The organism is Nocardioides sp. YIM B13467 (genome assembly GCF_042788075.1).
Classification (GTDB): domain Bacteria; phylum Actinomycetota; class Actinomycetes; order Propionibacteriales; family Nocardioidaceae; genus Nocardioides.
Map to the genome: position 1 here is coordinate 700,875 of NZ_JBHZPJ010000046.1, position 19,164 is coordinate 720,038.

A 19,164-nucleotide genomic window follows, 5' to 3' on the forward strand; every position below is an offset into this window, starting at 1 on the left:
GTTTTTGTGGTTGGGGTTTGCCGCCGACCCTTTCTGGGAGGGTGTTCTCAACGGATCCCGGAGTAAAGGACGGCCTGCGGCCGCCGGCTTCGCCGGTCGCCTGCGGCGATCCTTGACACCGGGATCCGCCGAGAATTTTGGCTGGCTATCGGGTCGGCGGCAGGGGTTTGGTGCGGCGATTTGGGTTGGGTTGGGGTTAGGGATCTTGGGCGAACGAATTTTCGTTCGTCCGGGATCCGCCCCCGGGACTCGCGCGGGGATTCGCCTCACGGCGAGGCGAACGAAAATTCGTTCGCCGCAAGATGTCGCCTCGGCCGCGGTGGGGTTGGCGGCTGGAAGAAACTTTTCTTTCACGCGGAGGCCCCCTGTCTGGCGTAGGCGTGGAGCGGTCACCTTCCGTGGGTGAGTGTTCCGCGGCCACACCCGGGCCGCCGCCCCGATAGCCAGCCAGATCTTTTCTCGACGTGGTCCGGTGTCAAGGACCGCGAAGCGGCCGGCGTAGCCGGCGGCCGAAGGCCGTCCTTGACTCCGGGGCAGGTCGAGAAGACCCTCGAAGAACGGGTCGGCGGCCCAAGACCAGCCCCACACAACAGTCGAAAACACAAGATCAACCCCGCACAAGCCCAAAGACAAGAGCCCCCAAACGACACGCCACAAGAGCAGGAGTACACCAGCGAAACACGCATAGGCTCACCAAAAGCCCACACGCCCCACCCGAAGGTCCAAATGCTCCACTCCACCCAAGAGGACCGCACCGACGTACGTCTCCCAAGACGGCTGCTGGCGGCGATGGTGCTGGTCGCGATCTTCGCGCTGAGCCTGAGCAGCTACGTCGCGCTGACCCGGGCGCTGCAGTACCAGACCCGCGACGAGGGGCCGAACGCCGGCTATGCGGTGGAGCTGTCTTCGGGACGGCTGCCGACGATCGATACGCCCGTGACGACTGATGCCCGCCGGTATCCCCAGGTCGTCGAAGGGCTGGGGACCATGGTGGATGAGCCGCACCGCCACATCTGGACCGCCAACCATCCTCCGCTCTACTACCTGATGTCGCTGCCGTTCGTGGCTGCGGCCGGTGCGCTGGATGCACCTCAGGTGATGGTCGTCGGGATGCGGCTCATCAACGCGGTCGGCTCCGCGCTGTGCGTACTGCTGGTGGGCCTGATCGCGTTCGAGGTGACCAGGCGGGAGGCGGTCGCGTTCCTGGCCACAGGGATCAGCGCCTCGTGTGCCGTACTGGTGACCGCAGGCGGGCACATCGCCAACGACGGGGTCGCGGTGGCAGCGTCGTCGCTGACCCTGCTGGCGACGATCCGGATCCTGAACCGCGGCCTGTCGCCCGGGCGCCTGGCACTGGTCGCCCTGGCCGGGGCCGCCGCGGCAGGGGCGAAGGCGCCTGGGGTCCTGACCGTCGTCCTGTGCGGTGCGGCCATCGCGGTGGCTCTGCTGCTGAGGGACCACTCGCGTCGCGGCGTGATCCGCGCTCTGGGGGCCTCGGCCGTGGCCACCGGTGTTCCTGCGCTCGCCACCGGCTGGTTCTACGTCCGCAACATCGTCATCTACGGCGACCCGACCGCCTCGGATGCGCTGCTGGACAAGTTCGACCGGGAGCCGAACGGGACCTGGTGGCAGGTTGTGACGGACGGTTCGCTCTGGAAGGACTGGTACGAGCGACTGTGGGTGCCGTTGCTGGCGGAGGGGTACGTCGTGGTCGTCGATGTGCTCGCCGTCGTCGCGGCGGCAGGCCTTCTCGTGCTGCTCGTCCGGCGGCGGATCGCCGAGCCGGCGGATCAGCCCTCTTCGGCGGCCGGATGGCTGCTGCTCACGGTCCATGCGGCGGTCATCCTGGCGAACCTGGTCGGGTTCGTCGCCGGTGGCGGGAACCCGAACGACCGGTATCTGATGCCCCTGATGCCCCTGCTGGCCACGGCGCTCGCCGTCGGCGTCATGGCGCTCATCGACCTGATCCCGGTCGGCGCCCGTGAGTCGCGGGCGCAGCTGGCGGCGGCCGCGATGACCCTGGCGCTGGGCGGGTACGCCCTGCTGATCTTCGACTGGTTCGTCAGCTCGACCATCTACGCCGGACGGCTGCCGAACTCCGGGGCGCGAGGGGCCGAGCTCGTGGTCGCCGCGGGCGTGGCGTGCGGTGTGCTCGCCGTCTGCCTCGCGGCCTGGCCGGTCAGGACGTACGCCGCCCGACAACCGCTCCCAGAGCAGCCAGCAGCACGTCAGCAAGGAGCAGGAGGACGCGCGAGGCGAGCGCAACGGTGAGCGCCTCGGGGACCCCGATGATCGGGCCGAGGGTGAGGGCGAGCAGCCCCTCGCGGATCCCGGCGCCGGCCGGGGCGGGGATGAACGCGATCCCCGCGGCCCACGCCAGGGCCATCCCGCCGGTCGCGGCCGCGACCTCGAGCAGCCCGATGGAGGCGTACGACTGCATCATCACGGCGAGATGGAGACCGAAGGCGACCCAGGCGAGCACCGCCCAGCCGATGGCGGTGAAGAGGCCCCGCGCGGTGAGGCGTACGTTGAGGGGTTCCCGGCCGAGCCGGGCGAAGAGCCAGTCGAGCACGCCCGGCACGACACGCGGGTGCAGGCAGACGGCCAGCGGCACCAGCAGGAGCAGCAGCCACCAGTAGCGGTCGAGGCCCTCGGACGACGACCAGGGGAGCAGGAGCGCGCCCATGCCGATGCCGCTGGCGACGACGACGCCCATGAAGAGGATGTTGGCACCGAGCATCGTCCGGCGCGCGACGCCCCAGCGCAGCCCGAACTGCATCTGCGCGACGACCGGCCACACCGAGCCGGGCAGATATTTGCCCAGCTGGGAGACGTAGAAGACCGAGTGCGAGTCGCGCAGCGACGGCCGGATGCCCATGCCGTGCAGGAGGGCGACCCAGATCTGGCCGATCAGCATGGTGCCGATGATCGCCAGGACCCCGGCGATCGCGACGCGGCCGAGGCTCAGCTCCTGGACCGCAGTGGCCAGGTCGGCGCGCTGGCGCCAGACCAGGTAGGCGCCGCCGAGCACGACGACGAGAGCGAGCGCGATCTTGAGCAGCCGCTTCGTCAGGCTGGGTTTCGCGGGGCTGGGCGTAGCCGACGACCCGGCCCCCGTGGCGGAGACCGGGCCGGAGTGGGTCGTTGTCACAGGCTGGTCGTCCACGTCTCGCCGGACTGGGCAGATGACTTGCTCGCGCGCGGCGTGTGCGGCAGGTCGAACTCGGCGACCGAGGTCTGGTCGCGGAGCATCTCGGTGCCGGACTTGCCGAAGCGAGCCTTCTTGGTGTGCTCCAGGTCGTCCTCGATGAGCACCCGGTTGGTGCGGATCAGGTCGGAGATCACGCCGAGCATCGCGGACATGAAGGCCAGGTTGATCAGCACGCCACCGAGCAGCAGCGACTGGATGTGGTTGCCGTTGTCGCCGCTCAGCCACAGCACGAGGTAGCGGAAGAACGGGATCGCCCCGAGGACGAAGAAGAAGGCGGTGAGCCAGACGAAGATGGCGTACGGCTTGTACATCATGTAGGAGCGCACGATCGCCGCGCCCGACTTCATGATGTGCTCCGGCATCGACTTGAACAGCCGCGACTCACGCGTCTTGGCGTTGGTCTCGATCGGCACCGAGGCGATCTTCATCCGCTTGTTGCCCGCCTGGATGATCGTCTCCATGCAGTAGGAGAAGCGGGTCACGGTGTTGAGCAGCATCAGTGACTCGCGCGAGTAGGCGCGGAAGCCGCTGGCCGCGTCGGGCAGGTCGGTCTCGGCGGCCATGTTGACCACCTTGGAGCCGACCTTCTGCAGCTTCTTCTTCAGCCCGGAGAAGTGCTCGATCCGGTCGACCTGCCGGTCGCCGATGACGATGTCGGCCTGGCCGTTGATGATCGGCTGGACCAGGTCGGTGATGCGGTCCTGCGGGTATTGGTTGTCGCCGTCGGTGTTGACCACGATGTCGGCGCCCAGCTCCAGCGCGCGAACCACCCCGTCGTGGAAGGAACGGCCAAGCCCTTGGTTGCGGGAGTGGTGCACGAACTCGCGGACGCCGTGCTCCTTGGCCACCTCGACCGTCCGGTCGGTGCATCCGTCGTCGACGATCAGGATCACGATCTCGTCGATTCCGGGGATCTGCTTCGGAATCGACTCCAGCACGGACGGGAGCGTCTCCTCCTCGTTGAGGCAGGGGACTTGAACGACAAGCTTCACAGGGACCTCAGGGCAAGTAGTGGGACCGAACACGGGGATTCGGGCAGATGAGGGGCTTCTGAGCTGCCACATTACCGCGTGGATTCCGCGGCCCCACGGCCCCTCGCGGGTGTCATCCGGCGTATGTGCTAAGGCAACCTGGTGTTCAACACCGGTCTACGCCGTGTCCGCTCCTTCGCCTGCGAGCCGGGGTGGCTCGGTGGGCTAGGGACGGGCCTGAGATCGGGGCAGGTCGTCGCGGAAACGTGCCGGCCGCCCCTCCTTGCGGGCGCGCGTGGCTTCCTCGAAGTTGTCGGTGAGCAGCCGTAGGTAGAGCTGGCCGATGCCCTCGATCGGCATGTAGCTCTCCATCGAACCGGCTGCGATGCCGGCATGGAGCGACTTCTTGGTCAGCTCGATGCCAGGTTGGGAGAGCTCCGCGATCCGCGTCCCGATCGCGATGGCCTCCTCGAGCACCGGGTCGGCCAGACGCGAGACGAGCCCGATGCGGGCGGCCTCCTCAGCGCTCAGGTCGCGGCCGGTGAACATCAGATCCGCCGCATGGCTGGAGCCGACCGCCCGCGGCAGCAGATAGCCGAGGCCGAGCTCGCTCGCGGTGAGGCCGTTGTTGATGCCGGCTGCACGGAAGTACGCCGAGGTGGAGGCGATCCGGACGTCGCAGGCGAGAGTCAGGCAGAGCCCGCCACCGATGGCCGCGCCGTTGACCGCTGCGATGACCGGTTGGTGCAGGCGCCGGATCGTTCCGATCACGTCCTCCAGGAGATCCAGCGACCGTAACGCGTAGCCCGGTCGGGCGAGCCCTTCGGTGTGCGGTGGCCGCCCGGCCGACTCCTGGTCCGCGCCGGCACAGAACGCCCGGCCGGCGCCGGTGATCACGATCGCCCGGACGCTGTTGTCGTGGCCGGTCTCGACCAGCTGGTCGCGCACCGGCACCATCACGTCGAACGACATGGCGTTCATCCGCTCGGGACGGTCCAGGGTGAGGACGGCGACGCCGTCGGCGGGGCGGTCGATCGTGACGTACGACATGGTCAGCTCGCCTTCTCGGCGCAGAGGGCGTCGGAGATCTCCCGGGCACGGCGATAGTCGGCCTTGCCGGTCACGTGTCGTGGCACCTTCTCGACGACGTGCACGGTGCGCGGGACCTTGTAGCCCGAGAGCCGGGCGCGCAGGTGCGCGCGGACGTCCTCGACGTCGAGCGCGACACCTGGCCGGGGCTCGACGAGGGCTGCGACCTGCTGGCCGTAGGTCGGGTCGGGAAGCGCGAAGACGAGGGCGTCGAAGACTCCCGGGTGCGACTTGAGGGCGACCTCGACCTCCTCGGGATAGACCTTCTCGCCGCCCGTGTTGATACAGCCGGACCCGCGTCCGAGCAGGGTCAGCCGATGGCCCTCCTCGATCTGGACATAGTCGCCGGGCACGGCGTACCGGGTGCCGTCGATCTCGATGAACGTGTGCGCAGTCTTCTCCGGATCGCCCAGGTAGCCGATCGGGATGGTGCCCGAGCGTGCCATCAGCCCGATCGCACCGACCTCGCTCGGATCGATGATCCGGTGCTGTTCGTCGACCACGGCGGTTCCCGGGCCGAGGTGCACCAGCGATCCCTTGTCCGCCAGCGTCTCGTGCTCGATCCGTCCGTTGCCCGTCATCCCGGTCTCGGAGGAGCCGATGACGTCGAGCACCACCGCGTCCGGGAACGTCTTGATCCACCGCTCCTTGACCTCGACGGAGAAGAGCGCGGCCGCGCTGGTCACGGTAGTCAGCGTGCTGCCGTCATAGGTGCCGCGCTCGAACTCCTCGATCAGCGGTCGTGCCATCGCATCGCCGACCAATGAGATCGTGTTGATCCGTTCGGCCTCGAAGGTCCGCCAGATCGTCGGCGGGTCGAACTTGGGAAGAAGTACGTTGGTCTGCCCGGTGATGAACCGCATCAACATCGCCCACTGCCCGCTGGCGTGCATGATCGGCCCGAGCTGGAGTGAGACCAGTGGCGATGGATCCTCGGCCGCGGCCCGTGACGGCGCGAACTCCTCGATCGGCTCCCGGGTCGCGAAGTCGGTGCCGCCACCCAGCGCCCGCCAGGCATCCTCCTGCCGCCACACCACGCCTTTGGGGTAACCCGTCGTCCCGCCGGTGTAGATGATGAAGACGTCATCAGCGCTGCGCTCGCCGAACCCCCTCGTCACGGGTTCGCGATCGAGCGCCGTCCGCCAGTCGATGGATTCGTACGCCGCGCTCTCGCCGCTGCCGTCGCGGATCGACACCACGTGCCGAAGGCGCTCGTGCCGCGACACGACCCCGGCCAGCACCGGTGCATAGCGCTCCTCGTGGACGAGGCCGACGATCCCGGAGTTCTCGAAGAGATAGTCGAGCTCCGCCTCGAGGTAGCGGTAGTTGATGTTGATCGGCACCACCCGCGCCTTGAAGCACCCCAGCATCGCGACCACATGCTCGGCCACGTTGCGGGCCATCAGCCCGACATGCTCGCCCGGCTCGATCCCGGCACCGAGCAAGTGGTGAGCGAAGCGATTGGCCTCCGCGTCCAGCTCGGCGTAGGTGTAGCGCACCTCGCCGGCGATCAGCGCCGGTCGCTCCGGGACGACATCGACCACATGCTCGAACAGGTCGGCGATCTGAACAGCCATGAGCGAGACCTTGGTACGTAGGCGGACGCGTGTCACGCTTGCGGTGTCGCTGGGTGGAACGTGTTCTAGATGCTGGCATCCTTCGTGGCCAAGGAGTCGTTCCTGCTTCGCCGCCTGTGGAGCACGGTCGGGATGAACAGGAGCGCAAGAAGAACGAGAACGCCGACTGCGGAGATCACCGCCCCGGCCCGCAGACCGGGCGCGTCATAGCGGAGGGTGACCGTGTGGGTTCCGTCGGGGACGGGCACGGCGGCGAAGGCGTGGTTGCCGGCGACCAGGTCCACCGGGCGGCCGTCGACCGTCGCCGACCAGCCCGGGCGGGCGATCGAGTCGGCGACGACGAGGTAGCCGGCTCCGTCGGCGGTGACCTCGGCCGAGATCGTCTCGGCCTCGTCGCGGCGTACGTCGACCCGGGCCGTCGAGCTGGACGCGGCCGGCGTCGAGTCGTCGTCGAGGAGCACCGTGCCGGGTGCGACGCCCTCGGTCAGCCGCCGCACTCGCGTGGGCCCGTCGGTGACGACCTCGCTGGTGCCGGCCCAGCGGATCCGCGGCAGCGCGCTCGCGCGCTCGTAGATGACCGCGCCGGCCGAGGCGTGCACCACCCGCAGCCCGTCGCCCTTCTCCGGCCGGACCGCGGCGCAGACCGCGGACCCGTCGGTGGGACCGGCCAGCTGGACAGGCTTCTTCTTCCCCGAGAACGAGATGGTGACCGGCACCGGACCGGACGCGAAGCGGTGGTCGGGGACGGCGACGCGCAGCTTCTCCCCGCGCTTGAGCGGCCGGTTCACGGCGATGGCCCGCTCGGAGGTGACCTTCTCTGCGCCGGCTCCGACGCTCACCCGGACGACCGTCGGCGTCTGCGCCCGCGGCTTCAGGCCGTCGGGCACGGTGACCTCGATCCCGCGCAGGTCGCCCTGCGGAACCCGGCACGTCGCCTGCTGGCCGGGCATCACCGTCAGCTTCTGCCGCTGCGCGACCGGCACCGGTGTCGGCTCGGAGACCCCGATGACCTCCATCGGCTGGGTCACCCAGTAGCGGACCGAGAGCTGGTCGAGCACCGGCTGACGCCCCGGCGTGGGCACGTTGGCGGGGAAGTCGCTGTAGGTCGGGGACAGCTGCGCATCAGGGCTGACCGCCGCGATCAGCGCCTTCCACTCCGGCGAGGTGAACTCATGGCCCGTCGGCGTACGCAGTCGGTAGTGGTCGGCGACGCCCGTGTGCTCCCAGCTCGAGGCGCCGTAGCGCTCCTCTCCGAGATTCTTCTTGAGGAACTCGTGGGCAGGCGTGACCGGGTAGAACTCGTCACGGTCGGTGAGCGGCAGCACCTCGCGTGCGAACATCGTGCTCTGCGCGAGCACCGCCAGCACGAGCACCAGCGGCCCCAGCAGCCGCAGCCGGCCCCGCAGCAGCAGCGTCGCCGCCACCGCGAGGACCGAGACCACTCCCAGCAGCGCCGGTACCCGCAGCTTCGCGGCGAGGTCAGGGATCGGTCGCGAGTCGCCGTCGATGTAGACGTACGCCGCAAACAGGAAGTACGCAGCCACCCCGGCGGCCGCCAGCAGCACGACCAGCGACATCACCAGACGCGGACGCCAGGACCGACCCTCCTCCTCAGCAGACCGCGACACCTCGGCCCGCTGGACGAGACGCTCCAGGCCGATCCCGGCCAGCACCGCACACAGGAACCCGAAGATCGAGTTCGCCCGCCCGAAGCTGTTGGAGCTGTAGCCGGGCAGCTTCTGGAGCAGCTCGAGCGGCAGACCGCCGATCCACAGCAGCCAGACGACCGCGGCCAGCACGACCGCGAGCAGGGCGGGCGTCGAGGGGCGGCGACCGCCGGGGAGCCTGACGACCAGGGCGCACAGCGCCAGGATCAGCGCCGCGACGCCGACGAACGCGATCGACTCGATCGGGTTGTCCTCGCCGGCCCAGAGCCCGTCGACACACGTGCCGTAGACGTCAGGGGCGACCGTGGTCAGCACGAGACTGGCAGGCTTGACCTGGTTGGGGACCCGCTCCTCGAGCCCGAGAGCGCTCATGTTGAGCACGAAAGGGAGCAGCTGGACCGAGGAGAGCGCGACCCCGAGACCGACGCCGCCGGCGGCGATGCCGCTCGCGACGAGCGTGCGCCGCACGTTCCTGAGCGCGAGCGCGCGCACGACCACGTAGATCCCGCCCAGGGTCAGCGCGAACATCGTCACCGCCGGGAACCCGCCGAGCAGCATCGCCGCGACGACGAGGCCGACGGCGGCGAGGTCGCGCGCGCCGCGCTCCTGCACGGCACGGTCCAGGGCCCACAGCAGCAGCGGGACCAGGCAGGCGACCTTGGTGTGCGGCCAGTTGGTCCACATCATCATGAACCCGGAGGTGAAGAAGACCAGCCCGGCGACCAGCGCGATGCTGCGCCGCACCCCGAGCCGGCCGAGGAACAGCACCATTCCGGCCAGCACCAGCACCAGCTCGGTCACCTTCACCCAGGCCGGCGCCAGCCACAGAGGCATCACCCAGTAGGGCCACGAGACCGGGCTCAGCACGGCGTGGTTCGGCAGCGAGGCCAGCGGCGTGCCGCCCACCTCGTAGGGCGCCCAGGTCTGCCAGTTGCCGTGGCGCGCGCCTTCGACGATGTTCTCGACGCCGGGCAGGTAGTAGTCCCAGGTGTCGCCGCGGCACCACAGCGTCCCTCGGGGGATCGGGCCGTCGGCGGCGTACGGCATCATCGCGTGCAGCCATCCGGTGTCCAGCAGCATGCCCTGTCCCACGAGCGCGGGACCGAAGGTCACCGCGACGAAGAGGACGAGAAGTGCCAGGACGACGCCCGAGCGCCACCGATCGGATGGGATCACAAGCCGGAAATCTATGAGTAGTCGGGAACGGGCGCCGGTAGCGCGCGCGGTAGGTCGTTCAAGTTGTCTTTCGGTCGTTCCGGCCGACGGGTCAGTCGCGCCTGGTCGCGACGGCCACCAGCCCGGTGCCGGCGTCGGGCCGTAGCCGCTGCAGGGCCATGAACGGGCTGGTCGCGAGGGCGATGGCGGCGCCCTTGAGCTGACCGCTGGGCTGGAACGTACGCCCGGTCGCCCGGGTGAGCTCCTCGGGTGTGAGGTCGCCCACCTCCTCCAGCTTCCTGGCGTCGATCCGGTTGCGGACCGCCTCCAGGGCGTAGCCGAGCGGCCAGCCGTAGACCGTGATGTCGACCTCGCCCAGACCGGCCTCCTCCAGCCGGTGGGTCAGCTCCTCGGGGCTGTAGCGACGGAAGTGCCCGGCATGCCGGTCCATCGGCCCGAACCGCTCCTGGAAGGCCGGAACCGAGAGCACCAGGTGGCCGCCGGGTCGGATGTGGGTGACCCACTCGGCCAGCGCTCCCTTGTCGTCCTCGATGTGCTCGAGCACCTCGAAGGCGCAGACCATGTCGTACGCCACTCCGGTCTCCAGCTCGGACGACATCGCGTTGAGCACCGTGCCGCCCAGGCACGTGATGCGCTCGTACGCCACCGCGAACGAGTCCGCGTCGGGCTCGACGCCTAGGTAGTCGGCGCGGGTGGCCAGGCGGGCACCGAAGGCGCCCTGACCGCAGCCGATCTCCAGCGCCGTGGCCGGCGCCAGCCGGTCGATGATCCGGCTGACGACGTCGTAGCGGAGCCACGCGCGGGGTGCGAGCGGCGGCAGCGGGCGTTCGGTGGCGGTGAGCGGCATCTGGTTCCTGGGTCGGGTCGGTATCACATAAGACATTCGAGGATGGGGGAGGCGACGGCCTGCGGGGTGTAGTGCTCCCGCGCCTGCTCGTAGGCGGCCTCGCGCAGGCGCTGGGCCTCGTCGGGGTCGTCGGCGAGCTTGGTCAGGGCCGAAGCGAGCTCCTCGGGACTTCCCGGGGAGACGAGCAGGGCCGCGCTCTCCAGCATCCGCCGCTGGGGCGCGGTGTCGGAGGTGAGGACGACCGCGCCTGCGGCGGCGCCCTGGAACGCCTTGTTGGGCACCACCCGGCGCGCTTGCGGGACGGTGCCGAAGATGCCGAGGCTCACGTCGAACCCGGCGACGAAGTCGGGAAGGTCTTCGGCGTCGACCCAGTCGACCCAGGAGACGCGCGGGTTGCCGGCCGCGAGGCGCCGTGCCTCGTCGTACTGCTGGCCCTGGCCCACCATCGTCACCTCGATCCGCTCGTCGTCGGCGAGGATGTCGAGGGCGTCGGCGATCACCGGCGCGCCGTGGGTGGGGGAGAAGAGGCCGACGAAGACCGCCTTCAGCGGCTCCTCGGTCGGCCGCTCGAGCGCCCTGGCCCCCACGTCGAACCACTCCGTGGTGGCACCCACCGGGCACACGACCGAGTGCCGGCGTACGTCCCCGGGCAGTCCCTCCTGCTGCTCGACCGTGTCCACGATGACCACGTCGGCCTGCTTCAGCGCCATCGCGTCGATCGCCTTCATCAGGCGCAGCTTCAACCCGCCCGAGCCGGCCAGCCGCCGGTTGGTGGCGACCCCGGCCGCCGAGACCATGTGGTCGAGCAGGATGGTCGAACGCGGGTGGAGGAGACGGGCCAGGTGCACGTCGAAGTGGCCCAGATAGCCGACCAGCACGGCGTCGGGACGCCCGCGCCGTCGCAGCGACTCCACGACCAGCCCACTCCAGCAGGTCAGCAGGCGCAGCACGAGCAGCGGCAGACGCCACGGTTGTCGCAGGATCGCCACCCTCGCCGCGGTGTCCAGGCCGAGCGGCCGGTTGACCTCGGTGACCTCCGCGCCACAGGCGCGCAAGCCCTCGATGAGTACCGCGACCCGCGGATGGGAGGCCACGTCGTAGGTGCCGAAGGCGACGATGTGCATCACCTCAACGTTAGGGTCGAGGTCAAGGAAAGTTCGAGCAGCACACCCCGCATCTGAGATGTCGGTACCCGAAAAGTGCTGCCAAGGAGGACCCGTGGGCCGAGGTTGGACGAAGGCGGTGCCGCTCAAGGCGGTGATCGTCGCGATCGTCGTCCTGGTGGCGGCGTACGCGGTCCACCGCAACTGGAACGCGCTCGTGCGGGGCTTCGAGGAGCTGCCGCTGTGGGTGCTCGGGGTCGCCTTTCTGCTGACCGCGCTCGCCCAGGGGGTGGCGCTGCTGATGTGGCGGGTGGTGCTGACCGATCTCGGCTCGCCCCTGCCGCTGGTGCCCGCGGCCAGGATCTTCTACGTCAGCCAGCTGGGGAAGTACCTGCCCGGCTCGGTGTGGACGATCCTCGGACAGATGGAGCTCGCCCGCGCCGAGCGGGTGCCGCGGCGTACGTCCCTGACCCAGGGTGTGCTCGTGCTGGCGATCGCCGTCGGCGCCGGCGTCATGGTGTCGGTGCTGCTGATGCCGTTCCTCGGCCAGGAGACGTTCGCGCGCTACTGGTGGGCGGTCCTGCTCCTACCGCTGATCCTGGTCGCGCTGCATCCGCCTGTCTTCGCGAAGGTGGCCGACACCGGGCTTCGGCTGCTGCGTCGCGAGCCGCTCGAGGTGCTGCCGACCTGGCGAGGGATCGGCACGGCGCTCGCGCTGCAGAGCCTGGTCTGGCTCCTCCTCGGCCTCCAGATCTGGGTCGTCGTGGTCGGCCTGGGCGGCGACCCGCTGCCCTCGTTGCTGGCCAGCGTCGGCGGCTATGCGCTCGGGTTCAGCCTGGGCATGGCCGCGATCGGACTCCCGGCCGGCGCCGGGCTGCGCGAGGCCGTCCTGGTGGTCGCCCTCTCCGGCGTCCTCTCGCCCGGGCTGGCCCTGCTGGTCGCCCTGCTGGCCCGCGGGATCGCCGTCCTGGCCGATGCCGCCGCCGCCCTGGTCGCCGCCTTCCTGACCCGTCGCGCCGGCGACCTTCCGACCCCCGCCCCGTCACCAGCCAACGAACCACTCGGGAGACCCCTGTGCCAACCGCACGGCCCACCGCACCGCAGCTCTGGACCGCCGGCCTGATCGCCAACCTCATCACCTGCGCCGGCGTGTGTGCCGGCTACGCGCTCTCCTCGCCGCTCTACGGCACCAAGGACGAGGTCGCCCATGTCGACCACGCCTACCAGCTGTGGCACGGCACCCTGATCAGCATCGGCGACCCGATGAGGATGCCGCAGATCTGGGGCTACACGCTGCCCTTCGACTGGACCGGCCAGCATCCACCGCTCTTCTACCTGCTGCTGGCACCCGTGGTCGGACCGCTCACCGACGCCGGCCACCTGCTCGCCGCCGGGATGGCGGCCCGCGGCATCGCCCTCGTGATCACCTGCCTGGTCGTGGCCGCGGTGATGTGGACGACGCGCCAGATCGTCCCCAGCCGCCCCGAGGTGTCGGTCGCGGCCGGCCTGGTCACCGCGCTCAGCCCGGCCCTGACCAGGCTCGGTGGCGTCGTCTTCAACGACAACCTGTTCGTGCTGTGGGCCACCCTCCTGGTCGGCCAGACGGTATGGCTGCTTCGCAACGGGTCCCGGACCGGCGGGCTGGTGCTCTTCGGTCTGTACGCCGCAGCCGCCCTCGGCACCCGGCTCCCCGGTGTCGTCTTCATCGGCCTGTGCGCGACGACCCTCGGCCTGGTCTGGCTCCTCGGCCCGCGCCGTGACTGGGCGGGCATCCTGCGCCTGGGCGTCGGGGTTCTCCTCGCCGTCGCCGTCAACGCGTGGTTCTACATCCGAAACTTCCGTGCCACCGGCAACTGGTCCGGCATGCAGACCGACCTCGTCGGCAAGCCCGGTGGCCCCCTGCAGGAGCGGGAGGTACGCCCCGTGATCGACGTCGCCACCGACTCCGACATCTGGCGCCAGCTGCTGATCCCGCCGGCGCTCCAGGAGCACGTCACCATCGGCGCCGTGCTCACCATCGTCCCGCTCGTGCTCGGGCTGGTCGTCGGTCTCCGCGCGTTCTGGGAGATCGCGCGGCCGTGGCCGCCTGCTGCGCGCCGCGATACGGGCGCGCTGGCTGCGTTGTCGTCTCTCGACGGTGCAACCAGACCGCCTTCGAGGCTCCGCCTTGCCAGCACACCCGTCTCGCGACGCTCGCGACGACGCCCCCAGCCGCGCGATCTCCCGTCGCGGCGGGAGCCCGTCCGGGTGGCGACGGCGCTGCTGCTGCTCGCCCTGACCGCGGTCATCGTCGGGATCCAGCTCAACTACGCGGCTGGTGGTGGCGGAGCGTACTGGCGCTATCTGATCCCACTCACCGTCGTGACCAGCCTGCTCACCGCGCTCGGGCTCGCCGCCACTCCGCGCCTGGCGGGGCCGGCGGTCGCGGTCTGGGCCGCGGCGGCGTTCGCGGTCTTCGCCGCCCACGTCGCTCCGCCGAACCCCTCCGGTGGCGACCTGGCCACCGCACCGGTCTTCCAGTCGGCGGCCTGGGTCGCGACGGGCATCGCCGGTCTAGCGTGCATGGCCGGTGTGGTGACCGTCCTTTTGGTCGCCGTCGTCCGGTCCCGGTAAGATCTCATCTGATCTGTCGTGCCCTCATCCGGAAGTGAAACATGACTGCCCTGGACCCGAGAGCGCCGCTCGTGCTCGATACACGCGAGCTCGGCCGCCGCCCGGGGTCCGAGCGTCACGTGGAGCTGACGGTGCCGGCGCCGGCGGATCTTGGTATCGAAGTCCTCTCTGTCCCCGAGGGTTCGCCGGTCGAGTTCGACCTGCGGCTCGAGGCGGTCATGGAGGGTGTGCTGGTCACGGGGACGGCTTTTGCTGTCCTCGAGGGCGAGTGCGTGCGGTGCCTGGAGCCGATCGAGGATGAAGCCGAGGTCGACATCCAGGAGCTGTACGTCTACAACGACTCTCGTGACGGCCAGGCCCCTGACGAGGACGACGAGACCAGCCGGACCGAGGGCGATCTGATCGACCTCGAGCCGGTGCTCAGGGATGCGGTGGTGCTCGCACTGCCGTTCCAGCCGATGTGCCAGGACGACTGTCCGGGACTGTGCCCCGAGTGTGGGGCGCGGCTCGCGGACGAGCCCGGGCACAACCACGGCGACAAGGTCGACCCGCGCTGGGCGGGGCTGGCTTCGCTGAAAGATGAGCCCAGCAACTAGAGTTCGCCAGTAACTAGGCTTCAGTAGCCGGTCGAGATCCGACCGGCCGAATAAGAGGAGAAAACAGTGGCTGTCCCGAAGCGGAAGATGTCGCGCAGCAACACCCGTCACCGCCGCTCGGCCTGGAAGGCCGTTGCGCCGACCCTGGTGACGTGCGCGAACCCCGCCTGCGGCGCCAAGCACATCCCGCACCGTGCGTGCGGCGAGTGCGGCCAGTACGGCGCTCGCGCCGAGCGTCGCCAGGTCCTCTGATCTGACACGCGGTTAGTCTCCTGACCAACTACGCCGAGCTTCGCAAAGCGCTCGGGGATCCGATCCTGGACCCCGAGCTGCTTGAGCGTTCGCTGACCCATCGGTCCTACGCCTACGAGAACGGTGGCCTGCCCACCAACGAGCGCCTGGAGTTCCTGGGCGACTCGGTGCTCGGCGTCGTGGTCACCGAGACCCTGTATCGCATCCACCCCGACCTGCCCGAGGGCAAGCTGGCCAAGCTGCGGGCGGCAGTTGTGAACGCCCGCGCCCTGGCCGAGGTCGGTCAGGCCATCGGCCTCGGCCAGCACATCAAGCTGGGCCGTGGCGAGGAGGCCACCGGTGGGCGCGAGAAGGCGTCGATCGTCTCCGACACCGTGGAAGCGGTGATCGGAGCGGTCCACCTCTCCGGTGGCATCGAGGTCTCCACGGTCCTCGTCCACCGACTCTTCGACCCCCTCATCGAGGCGGCCTCCGACCTCGGTGCCGGGCTCGACTGGAAGACCTCGCTGCAGGAGCTTGCCGCCGAGCGTGCCCTCGGTGTGCCCGAATACGTCATCACCGACGAGGGCCCCGACCACATGAAGACCTTCACGGCGAAGGTCCGAGTCGGCGAGCAGCTCTACGGCAACGGCGTCGGCCGCTCCAAGAAGGAGGCCGAGCAGGCCGCCGCGGAGACGGCCTACGGCGAGATCCAGGCCGCCGCCTCTTCTTCTGCCTAGATGCCTGAGCTTCCCGAGGTCGAGGTCGTACGCGCCGGTCTCGAGCGCCACGTACTCGGCGCGAGGATCGTCGCCGTCGAGGTCCTGCACCCCAGGCCCGTACGCCGCCACCTCGCCGGTGCCTCGGCCTTCGCCGAGGAGCTGAGGGGCCGCGTCCTCACCGGTGCCCGCCGCCGCGGCAAGTATCTGTGGCTGCCGCTCGATTCCGGTGACGCCCTCATGGCCCATCTGGGCATGAGCGGCCAGATGCTCGTCCAGCCGCCGGAGTCGCCCGACGAGCGCCACCTGCGGGTCCGCATGCGTCTCGACGGGGCCGCCGAGGGCCGCGAGCTCCGGTTCGTCGACCAGCGCATGTTCGGAGGCCTCTCGATCAGCCCCGGGGGAGCCGAGCTCCCGCCCGAGATCGTCCACATCGCCCCCGACCCGCTCGAAGCCGCCTTCGACGCGGAGGCGGTCGTGGCCCGCGTACGCCGCTCCTCCAGCGGCATCAAGCGGATCCTGCTCAACCAGACCGTGATCAGCGGCGTCGGCAACATCTACGCCGACGAGGCCCTGTGGCGCGCCAAGCTGCACGGCGAACGGCCGGGGGACCGGCTGACCGGCCCGAAGGTGCGCGAGCTGCTCGGCCACGTACGCGACGTGATGACCGAGGCGCTGTCCCAGGGTGGCACCTCCTTCGACGCGCTCTACGTCAACGTGAACGGCGAGTCGGGCTACTTTTCGAGAGACATTGACGTTTATGGCCGAGAAGGTGAGCCATGTCGCCGCTGCGGGACCCCGATCCGACGGGTTCCATTCATGAACCGCTCGTCGCACTTTTGCCCGCTCTGCCAGCGGGAACGCTGAATTGTCGCCGCGGACATGTGCCCGTACATGGGTTGCTCCGCGCTGGACTGGGTGGACACCATTGGACACTCTCGGCCACGTGAACGTCACACGCTGTCGTAATGGGTCGGGCTCGGTGTCGGACGTTGAGAATAGGCAGAGGTGTCCAACCGTGTCTGGCGTTGAGATCGTATGAGCTCAGTCGGTGGTGTGGAGGCTGAGGTCGAACCGGGCGCGCGTCGGTCTTGGAGCGACCTGTCGGCGCGTTCGTAGCAACAGACGACGAGGGTGAAACCGGTCGCTCTCCGTATGCATTCACCTTGTGGCGACCGTTCCAGCCCTCAGCGCGGCCCGAGAACCTCAATCGACCAGCGATCCGTCAACGCATGCCTCCCAACGCGAAGGCGCAGCGGGATGTATCCGGGCGGTGGCCATCGCTGCCGGCAACGGACTACTCCGATCCGACTGGCCGGGAGAGTAGGAGGGGCGGCCGGGATGAGATCCGTCTCGGCCGATCCGCGGCTTTGGAGTGGCCGCCGTCAGGTCAGACCAGTGATGCCGAGAGACCGTCATCGAGCACGTACGCGCTGCCTGTGATCCGCGTGGCCCGGTGTCGGCAGGAGAGCTGTCGATCCAGCGCCACAACGCGGGGATGACGACCCAACGTCAGCACGAACACGACGATGGGGTACTGACCCGTCTCAGCAGGGCCATCTGGCACGGTTGTCGGCTGCCCTTAGTCCTAATCGGGTAGTACCGCAGAAGGGGTACTCAACGGTGGGTCGGACCGTATTGCCCTCATTCGCCACCCGACTGCGCTCTCATGCCTACGGTAAATACCGTAACCCGGTTCAGGAAGGTGAGAGCAGCGATGCCCGACGAGGATCCTCCGAAGCTCATGTTCAACTGCTACCTCCTGGACAAGTCGCTCTCTGATCCAGAACACGCCCTACGTCCCAAGTACCGTTCGGGTGGCGAACATGAGCTATTGAAGCTGGCGGCGACCTCTGCGGCACCCAGCGGTGCCATCGCATACTTCGGGACCAGCGACCCCAAAATGCCAAAGTGGGCGGAGTTGTTGTCACCGATGTTCAACGGGCTTGACGTGCTCAATCGGACCAATCGTCTGGTCATCTTCATGCCTGTGAAGAAGCGAATATTCGCACTCTGCTTTGGATATGGCGGTGGCGCCCTCGAGTGGGATCGCTTGGAGACCTCGTTCGGGCTCCGGCTCGCAGCCCGCAAGCTCAAGCCAAACGAAATGACTGAGCTGCGCAGCAGGAGGATCGACGCTACGGCGCGGACACAGGATGTGTCGGTCGCTTCGGGGGGAGATCTTCGAGACCTCGGCGTGGAGCTCGAGGGAGAGTTCGTCCGAAAGTTGGTTGGTCGGCTCGATGTCGGCATCGATGGCATCGGCGGCAGTGTGGTGGCGGGCGACTCGATCGCCTTCCGGTCCGGGACAGACCTCTATCTCGTCAAGGAGATCCTCGGGAGGATGCTGGACGAGGTGACCGGTAGTGAGGCGCAGGATGAGTTCGAATTTATCGATGCTCTGGATCCGTTGAGGAACTCCAGCCAGATAGTCAAGGATCTAATGGTGCTGCTCGGGAGCAAGGTCCTCGAGAGAGATGAGGACCGGATCCCTGACCAGGTGAGCGCGTTCGACGTCCAGGTCGTCGAGTTCGCTCCGCCTGACGATGTGCGGATGGACCAGGTGGATTCATACCAGCTGACATACAACTCGAAGTCGGTCAGCTTCGATGTTCCGTCGTTGGAAGCCTTGCGCTCGGCCATGGCCGAGGCGGGTGTAAAGCGCGGGCACTCCTTCCTGATGAACGCTCGAGTGATAGCCATCGGCGCAGACGGAGACGAGCGGAGCCAGGACCTTGCATTGGTTCACTGGTTGGTCTTCGAGGCAGGGACGTCCTCCGACAGGTACGTGCTCACGCTCGGACGCTGGTTCCAGCTGAAGGAGCACTACACCGAGAAGCTCAACGCTGACCTCAAGAAGATCCGTGACGTTACCGACGAGCTGGGACTTGAACCGTGGCCGGCTGGCGACGAGGGTGAGTACAACGTGGCAGCAGCCGAAGCGGACGCAGACCTTCTCCACATGGACAAGGATCAAGTCTGGGCGGGCGGGCGGGGAACGATTGAGGCCTGCGATCTCCTGCACATCGACGGCTACCTCATTCACGTCAAGCGATACAACGGCAGCCAGACGCTGAGCCATCTCTTCGCCCAGGGGGCTGTGTCGGCGTCGCTGCTCAACGGCAACGAGAACTTCCGGCGACGGTTTGAGGAGAAGGTGTATGCCAAGGACCCCCGGTTCTCGGCGATTGCCATGGCAGCGCCGCAGATGGTCACCTACGCGATCGGCCTCGCCGACGAGCGGAACCTGCCTCTCGACTTGCCGACGTTCAGCAAGGTCAATCTGCGGGATCAAGCGCAACGACTGCGCAACGCCAGGGTCGAACCAACCTTGGCCAGGATCAATATGGGTACGGTCACATAA

15 protein-coding genes are annotated in these 19,164 nt (G+C 68.7%); 8 read left to right on the forward strand and 7 right to left on the reverse strand.

What is annotated here, in order from left to right:
- Positions 1-726: 726 nt before the first annotated feature.
- Positions 727-2,271, forward strand: coding sequence for a phospholipid carrier-dependent glycosyltransferase (locus ACFX43_RS10590; protein ID WP_378820371.1), 1,545 nt, complete (start codon positions 727-729; stop codon positions 2,269-2,271).
- Here the strand turns inward: ACFX43_RS10590 and ACFX43_RS10595 are convergent.
- From ACFX43_RS10595 to ACFX43_RS10625, 7 genes are all read right to left on the reverse strand, one after another.
- A complete protein-coding gene (locus tag ACFX43_RS10595) occupies positions 2,180-3,151 on the reverse strand; it encodes a hypothetical protein (RefSeq protein ID WP_378820374.1) in 972 nt (323 codons plus the stop codon). The two genes, ACFX43_RS10590 and ACFX43_RS10595, sit on opposite strands and share 92 nt — an antisense overlap.
- Positions 3,148-4,236: a glycosyltransferase family 2 protein gene (locus tag ACFX43_RS10600; RefSeq protein ID WP_378820377.1), complete on the reverse strand. Its 1,089-nt coding sequence runs from the start codon at positions 4,234-4,236 to the stop codon at positions 3,148-3,150. The genes ACFX43_RS10595 and ACFX43_RS10600 overlap by 4 nt, the downstream gene beginning before the upstream one ends.
- A 171-nt stretch (positions 4,237-4,407) precedes the next feature.
- The gene (locus ACFX43_RS10605; protein ID WP_378820379.1) at positions 4,408-5,232 is read right to left on the reverse strand and encodes an enoyl-CoA hydratase; all 825 of its coding nucleotides are present in this window, start codon (positions 5,230-5,232) and stop codon (positions 4,408-4,410) included.
- A 2-nt stretch (positions 5,233-5,234) separates the two neighbouring features.
- The gene (locus ACFX43_RS10610; RefSeq protein WP_378820382.1) at positions 5,235-6,848 is read right to left on the reverse strand and encodes an acyl-CoA synthetase; all 1,614 of its coding nucleotides are present in this window, start codon (positions 6,846-6,848) and stop codon (positions 5,235-5,237) included.
- A 65-nt stretch (positions 6,849-6,913) separates the two neighbouring features.
- On the reverse strand, positions 6,914-9,691 hold the full coding sequence (locus ACFX43_RS10615; protein WP_378820385.1) for a YfhO family protein: 2,778 nt from the start codon (positions 9,689-9,691) through the stop codon (positions 6,914-6,916).
- Positions 9,692-9,782: 91 nt separating this feature from the next.
- The gene (locus ACFX43_RS10620; RefSeq protein ID WP_378820387.1) at positions 9,783-10,538 is read right to left on the reverse strand and encodes a class I SAM-dependent methyltransferase; all 756 of its coding nucleotides are present in this window, start codon (positions 10,536-10,538) and stop codon (positions 9,783-9,785) included.
- A 23-nt stretch (positions 10,539-10,561) separates the two neighbouring features.
- Complete coding sequence (locus ACFX43_RS10625) at positions 10,562-11,662, reverse strand: glycosyltransferase (RefSeq protein WP_378820390.1); 1,101 nt, start codon at positions 11,660-11,662, stop codon at positions 10,562-10,564.
- Between the two features lie 94 nt (positions 11,663-11,756).
- On the opposite strand from ACFX43_RS10625, the gene ACFX43_RS10630 reads away from it, so the two are divergent.
- The 7 genes from ACFX43_RS10630 (at position 11,757) to ACFX43_RS10660 (ending at position 19,164) form a co-directional block, all read left to right on the forward strand.
- On the forward strand, positions 11,757-12,764 hold the full coding sequence (locus ACFX43_RS10630; protein WP_378820392.1) for a lysylphosphatidylglycerol synthase domain-containing protein: 1,008 nt from the start codon (positions 11,757-11,759) through the stop codon (positions 12,762-12,764).
- On the forward strand, positions 12,716-14,254 hold the full coding sequence (locus ACFX43_RS10635) for an ArnT family glycosyltransferase (RefSeq protein ID WP_378820394.1): 1,539 nt from the start codon (positions 12,716-12,718) through the stop codon (positions 14,252-14,254). Before ACFX43_RS10630 ends, ACFX43_RS10635 begins: the two co-directional genes overlap by 49 nt.
- A 41-nt stretch (positions 14,255-14,295) precedes the next feature.
- The gene (locus ACFX43_RS10640; RefSeq protein WP_355230142.1) at positions 14,296-14,850 is read left to right on the forward strand and encodes a DUF177 domain-containing protein; all 555 of its coding nucleotides are present in this window, start codon (positions 14,296-14,298) and stop codon (positions 14,848-14,850) included.
- 66 nt (positions 14,851-14,916) lie between these two features.
- Positions 14,917-15,102, forward strand: a complete 186-nt coding sequence (gene rpmF, locus ACFX43_RS10645) for a 50S ribosomal protein L32 (protein ID WP_008358292.1) — start codon at positions 14,917-14,919, stop codon at positions 15,100-15,102.
- Positions 15,103-15,122: 20 nt separating this feature from the next.
- The gene (rnc, locus tag ACFX43_RS10650) at positions 15,123-15,821 is read left to right on the forward strand and encodes a ribonuclease III (protein ID WP_355020137.1); all 699 of its coding nucleotides are present in this window, start codon (positions 15,123-15,125) and stop codon (positions 15,819-15,821) included.
- Positions 15,822-16,667 carry a bifunctional DNA-formamidopyrimidine glycosylase/DNA-(apurinic or apyrimidinic site) lyase gene (mutM, locus tag ACFX43_RS10655; RefSeq protein WP_378820398.1) on the forward strand — a complete coding sequence of 282 codons (846 nt, stop codon included), beginning with the start codon at positions 15,822-15,824 and terminating at the stop codon, positions 16,665-16,667. It abuts the gene before it with no gap.
- A gap of 850 nt (positions 16,668-17,517) precedes the next feature.
- Entirely contained in the window at positions 17,518-19,164 is a 1,647-nt protein-coding gene (locus tag ACFX43_RS10660) for a DUF6119 family protein (RefSeq protein ID WP_378820400.1), read from the forward strand.

Coding starts and splice junctions, on each gene's coding strand:
- ACFX43_RS10590 (WP_378820371.1), top strand. CDS start 727: ATGCTCCACTCCACCCAAGAGGACCGCACCGACGTACGTCTCCCAAGA.
- ACFX43_RS10605 (WP_378820379.1), bottom strand. CDS start 5,232: ATGTCGTACGTCACGATCGACCGCCCCGCCGACGGCGTCGCCGTCCTC.
- ACFX43_RS10610 (WP_378820382.1), bottom strand. CDS start 6,848: ATGGCTGTTCAGATCGCCGACCTGTTCGAGCATGTGGTCGATGTCGTC.
- ACFX43_RS10620 (WP_378820387.1), bottom strand. CDS start 10,538: ATGCCGCTCACCGCCACCGAACGCCCGCTGCCGCCGCTCGCACCCCGC.
- ACFX43_RS10625 (WP_378820390.1), bottom strand. CDS start 11,662: ATGCACATCGTCGCCTTCGGCACCTACGACGTGGCCTCCCATCCGCGG.
- ACFX43_RS10640 (WP_355230142.1), top strand. CDS start 14,296: ATGACTGCCCTGGACCCGAGAGCGCCGCTCGTGCTCGATACACGCGAG.
- mutM (WP_378820398.1), top strand. CDS start 15,822: ATGCCTGAGCTTCCCGAGGTCGAGGTCGTACGCGCCGGTCTCGAGCGC.
- ACFX43_RS10660 (WP_378820400.1), top strand. CDS start 17,518: ATGCCCGACGAGGATCCTCCGAAGCTCATGTTCAACTGCTACCTCCTG.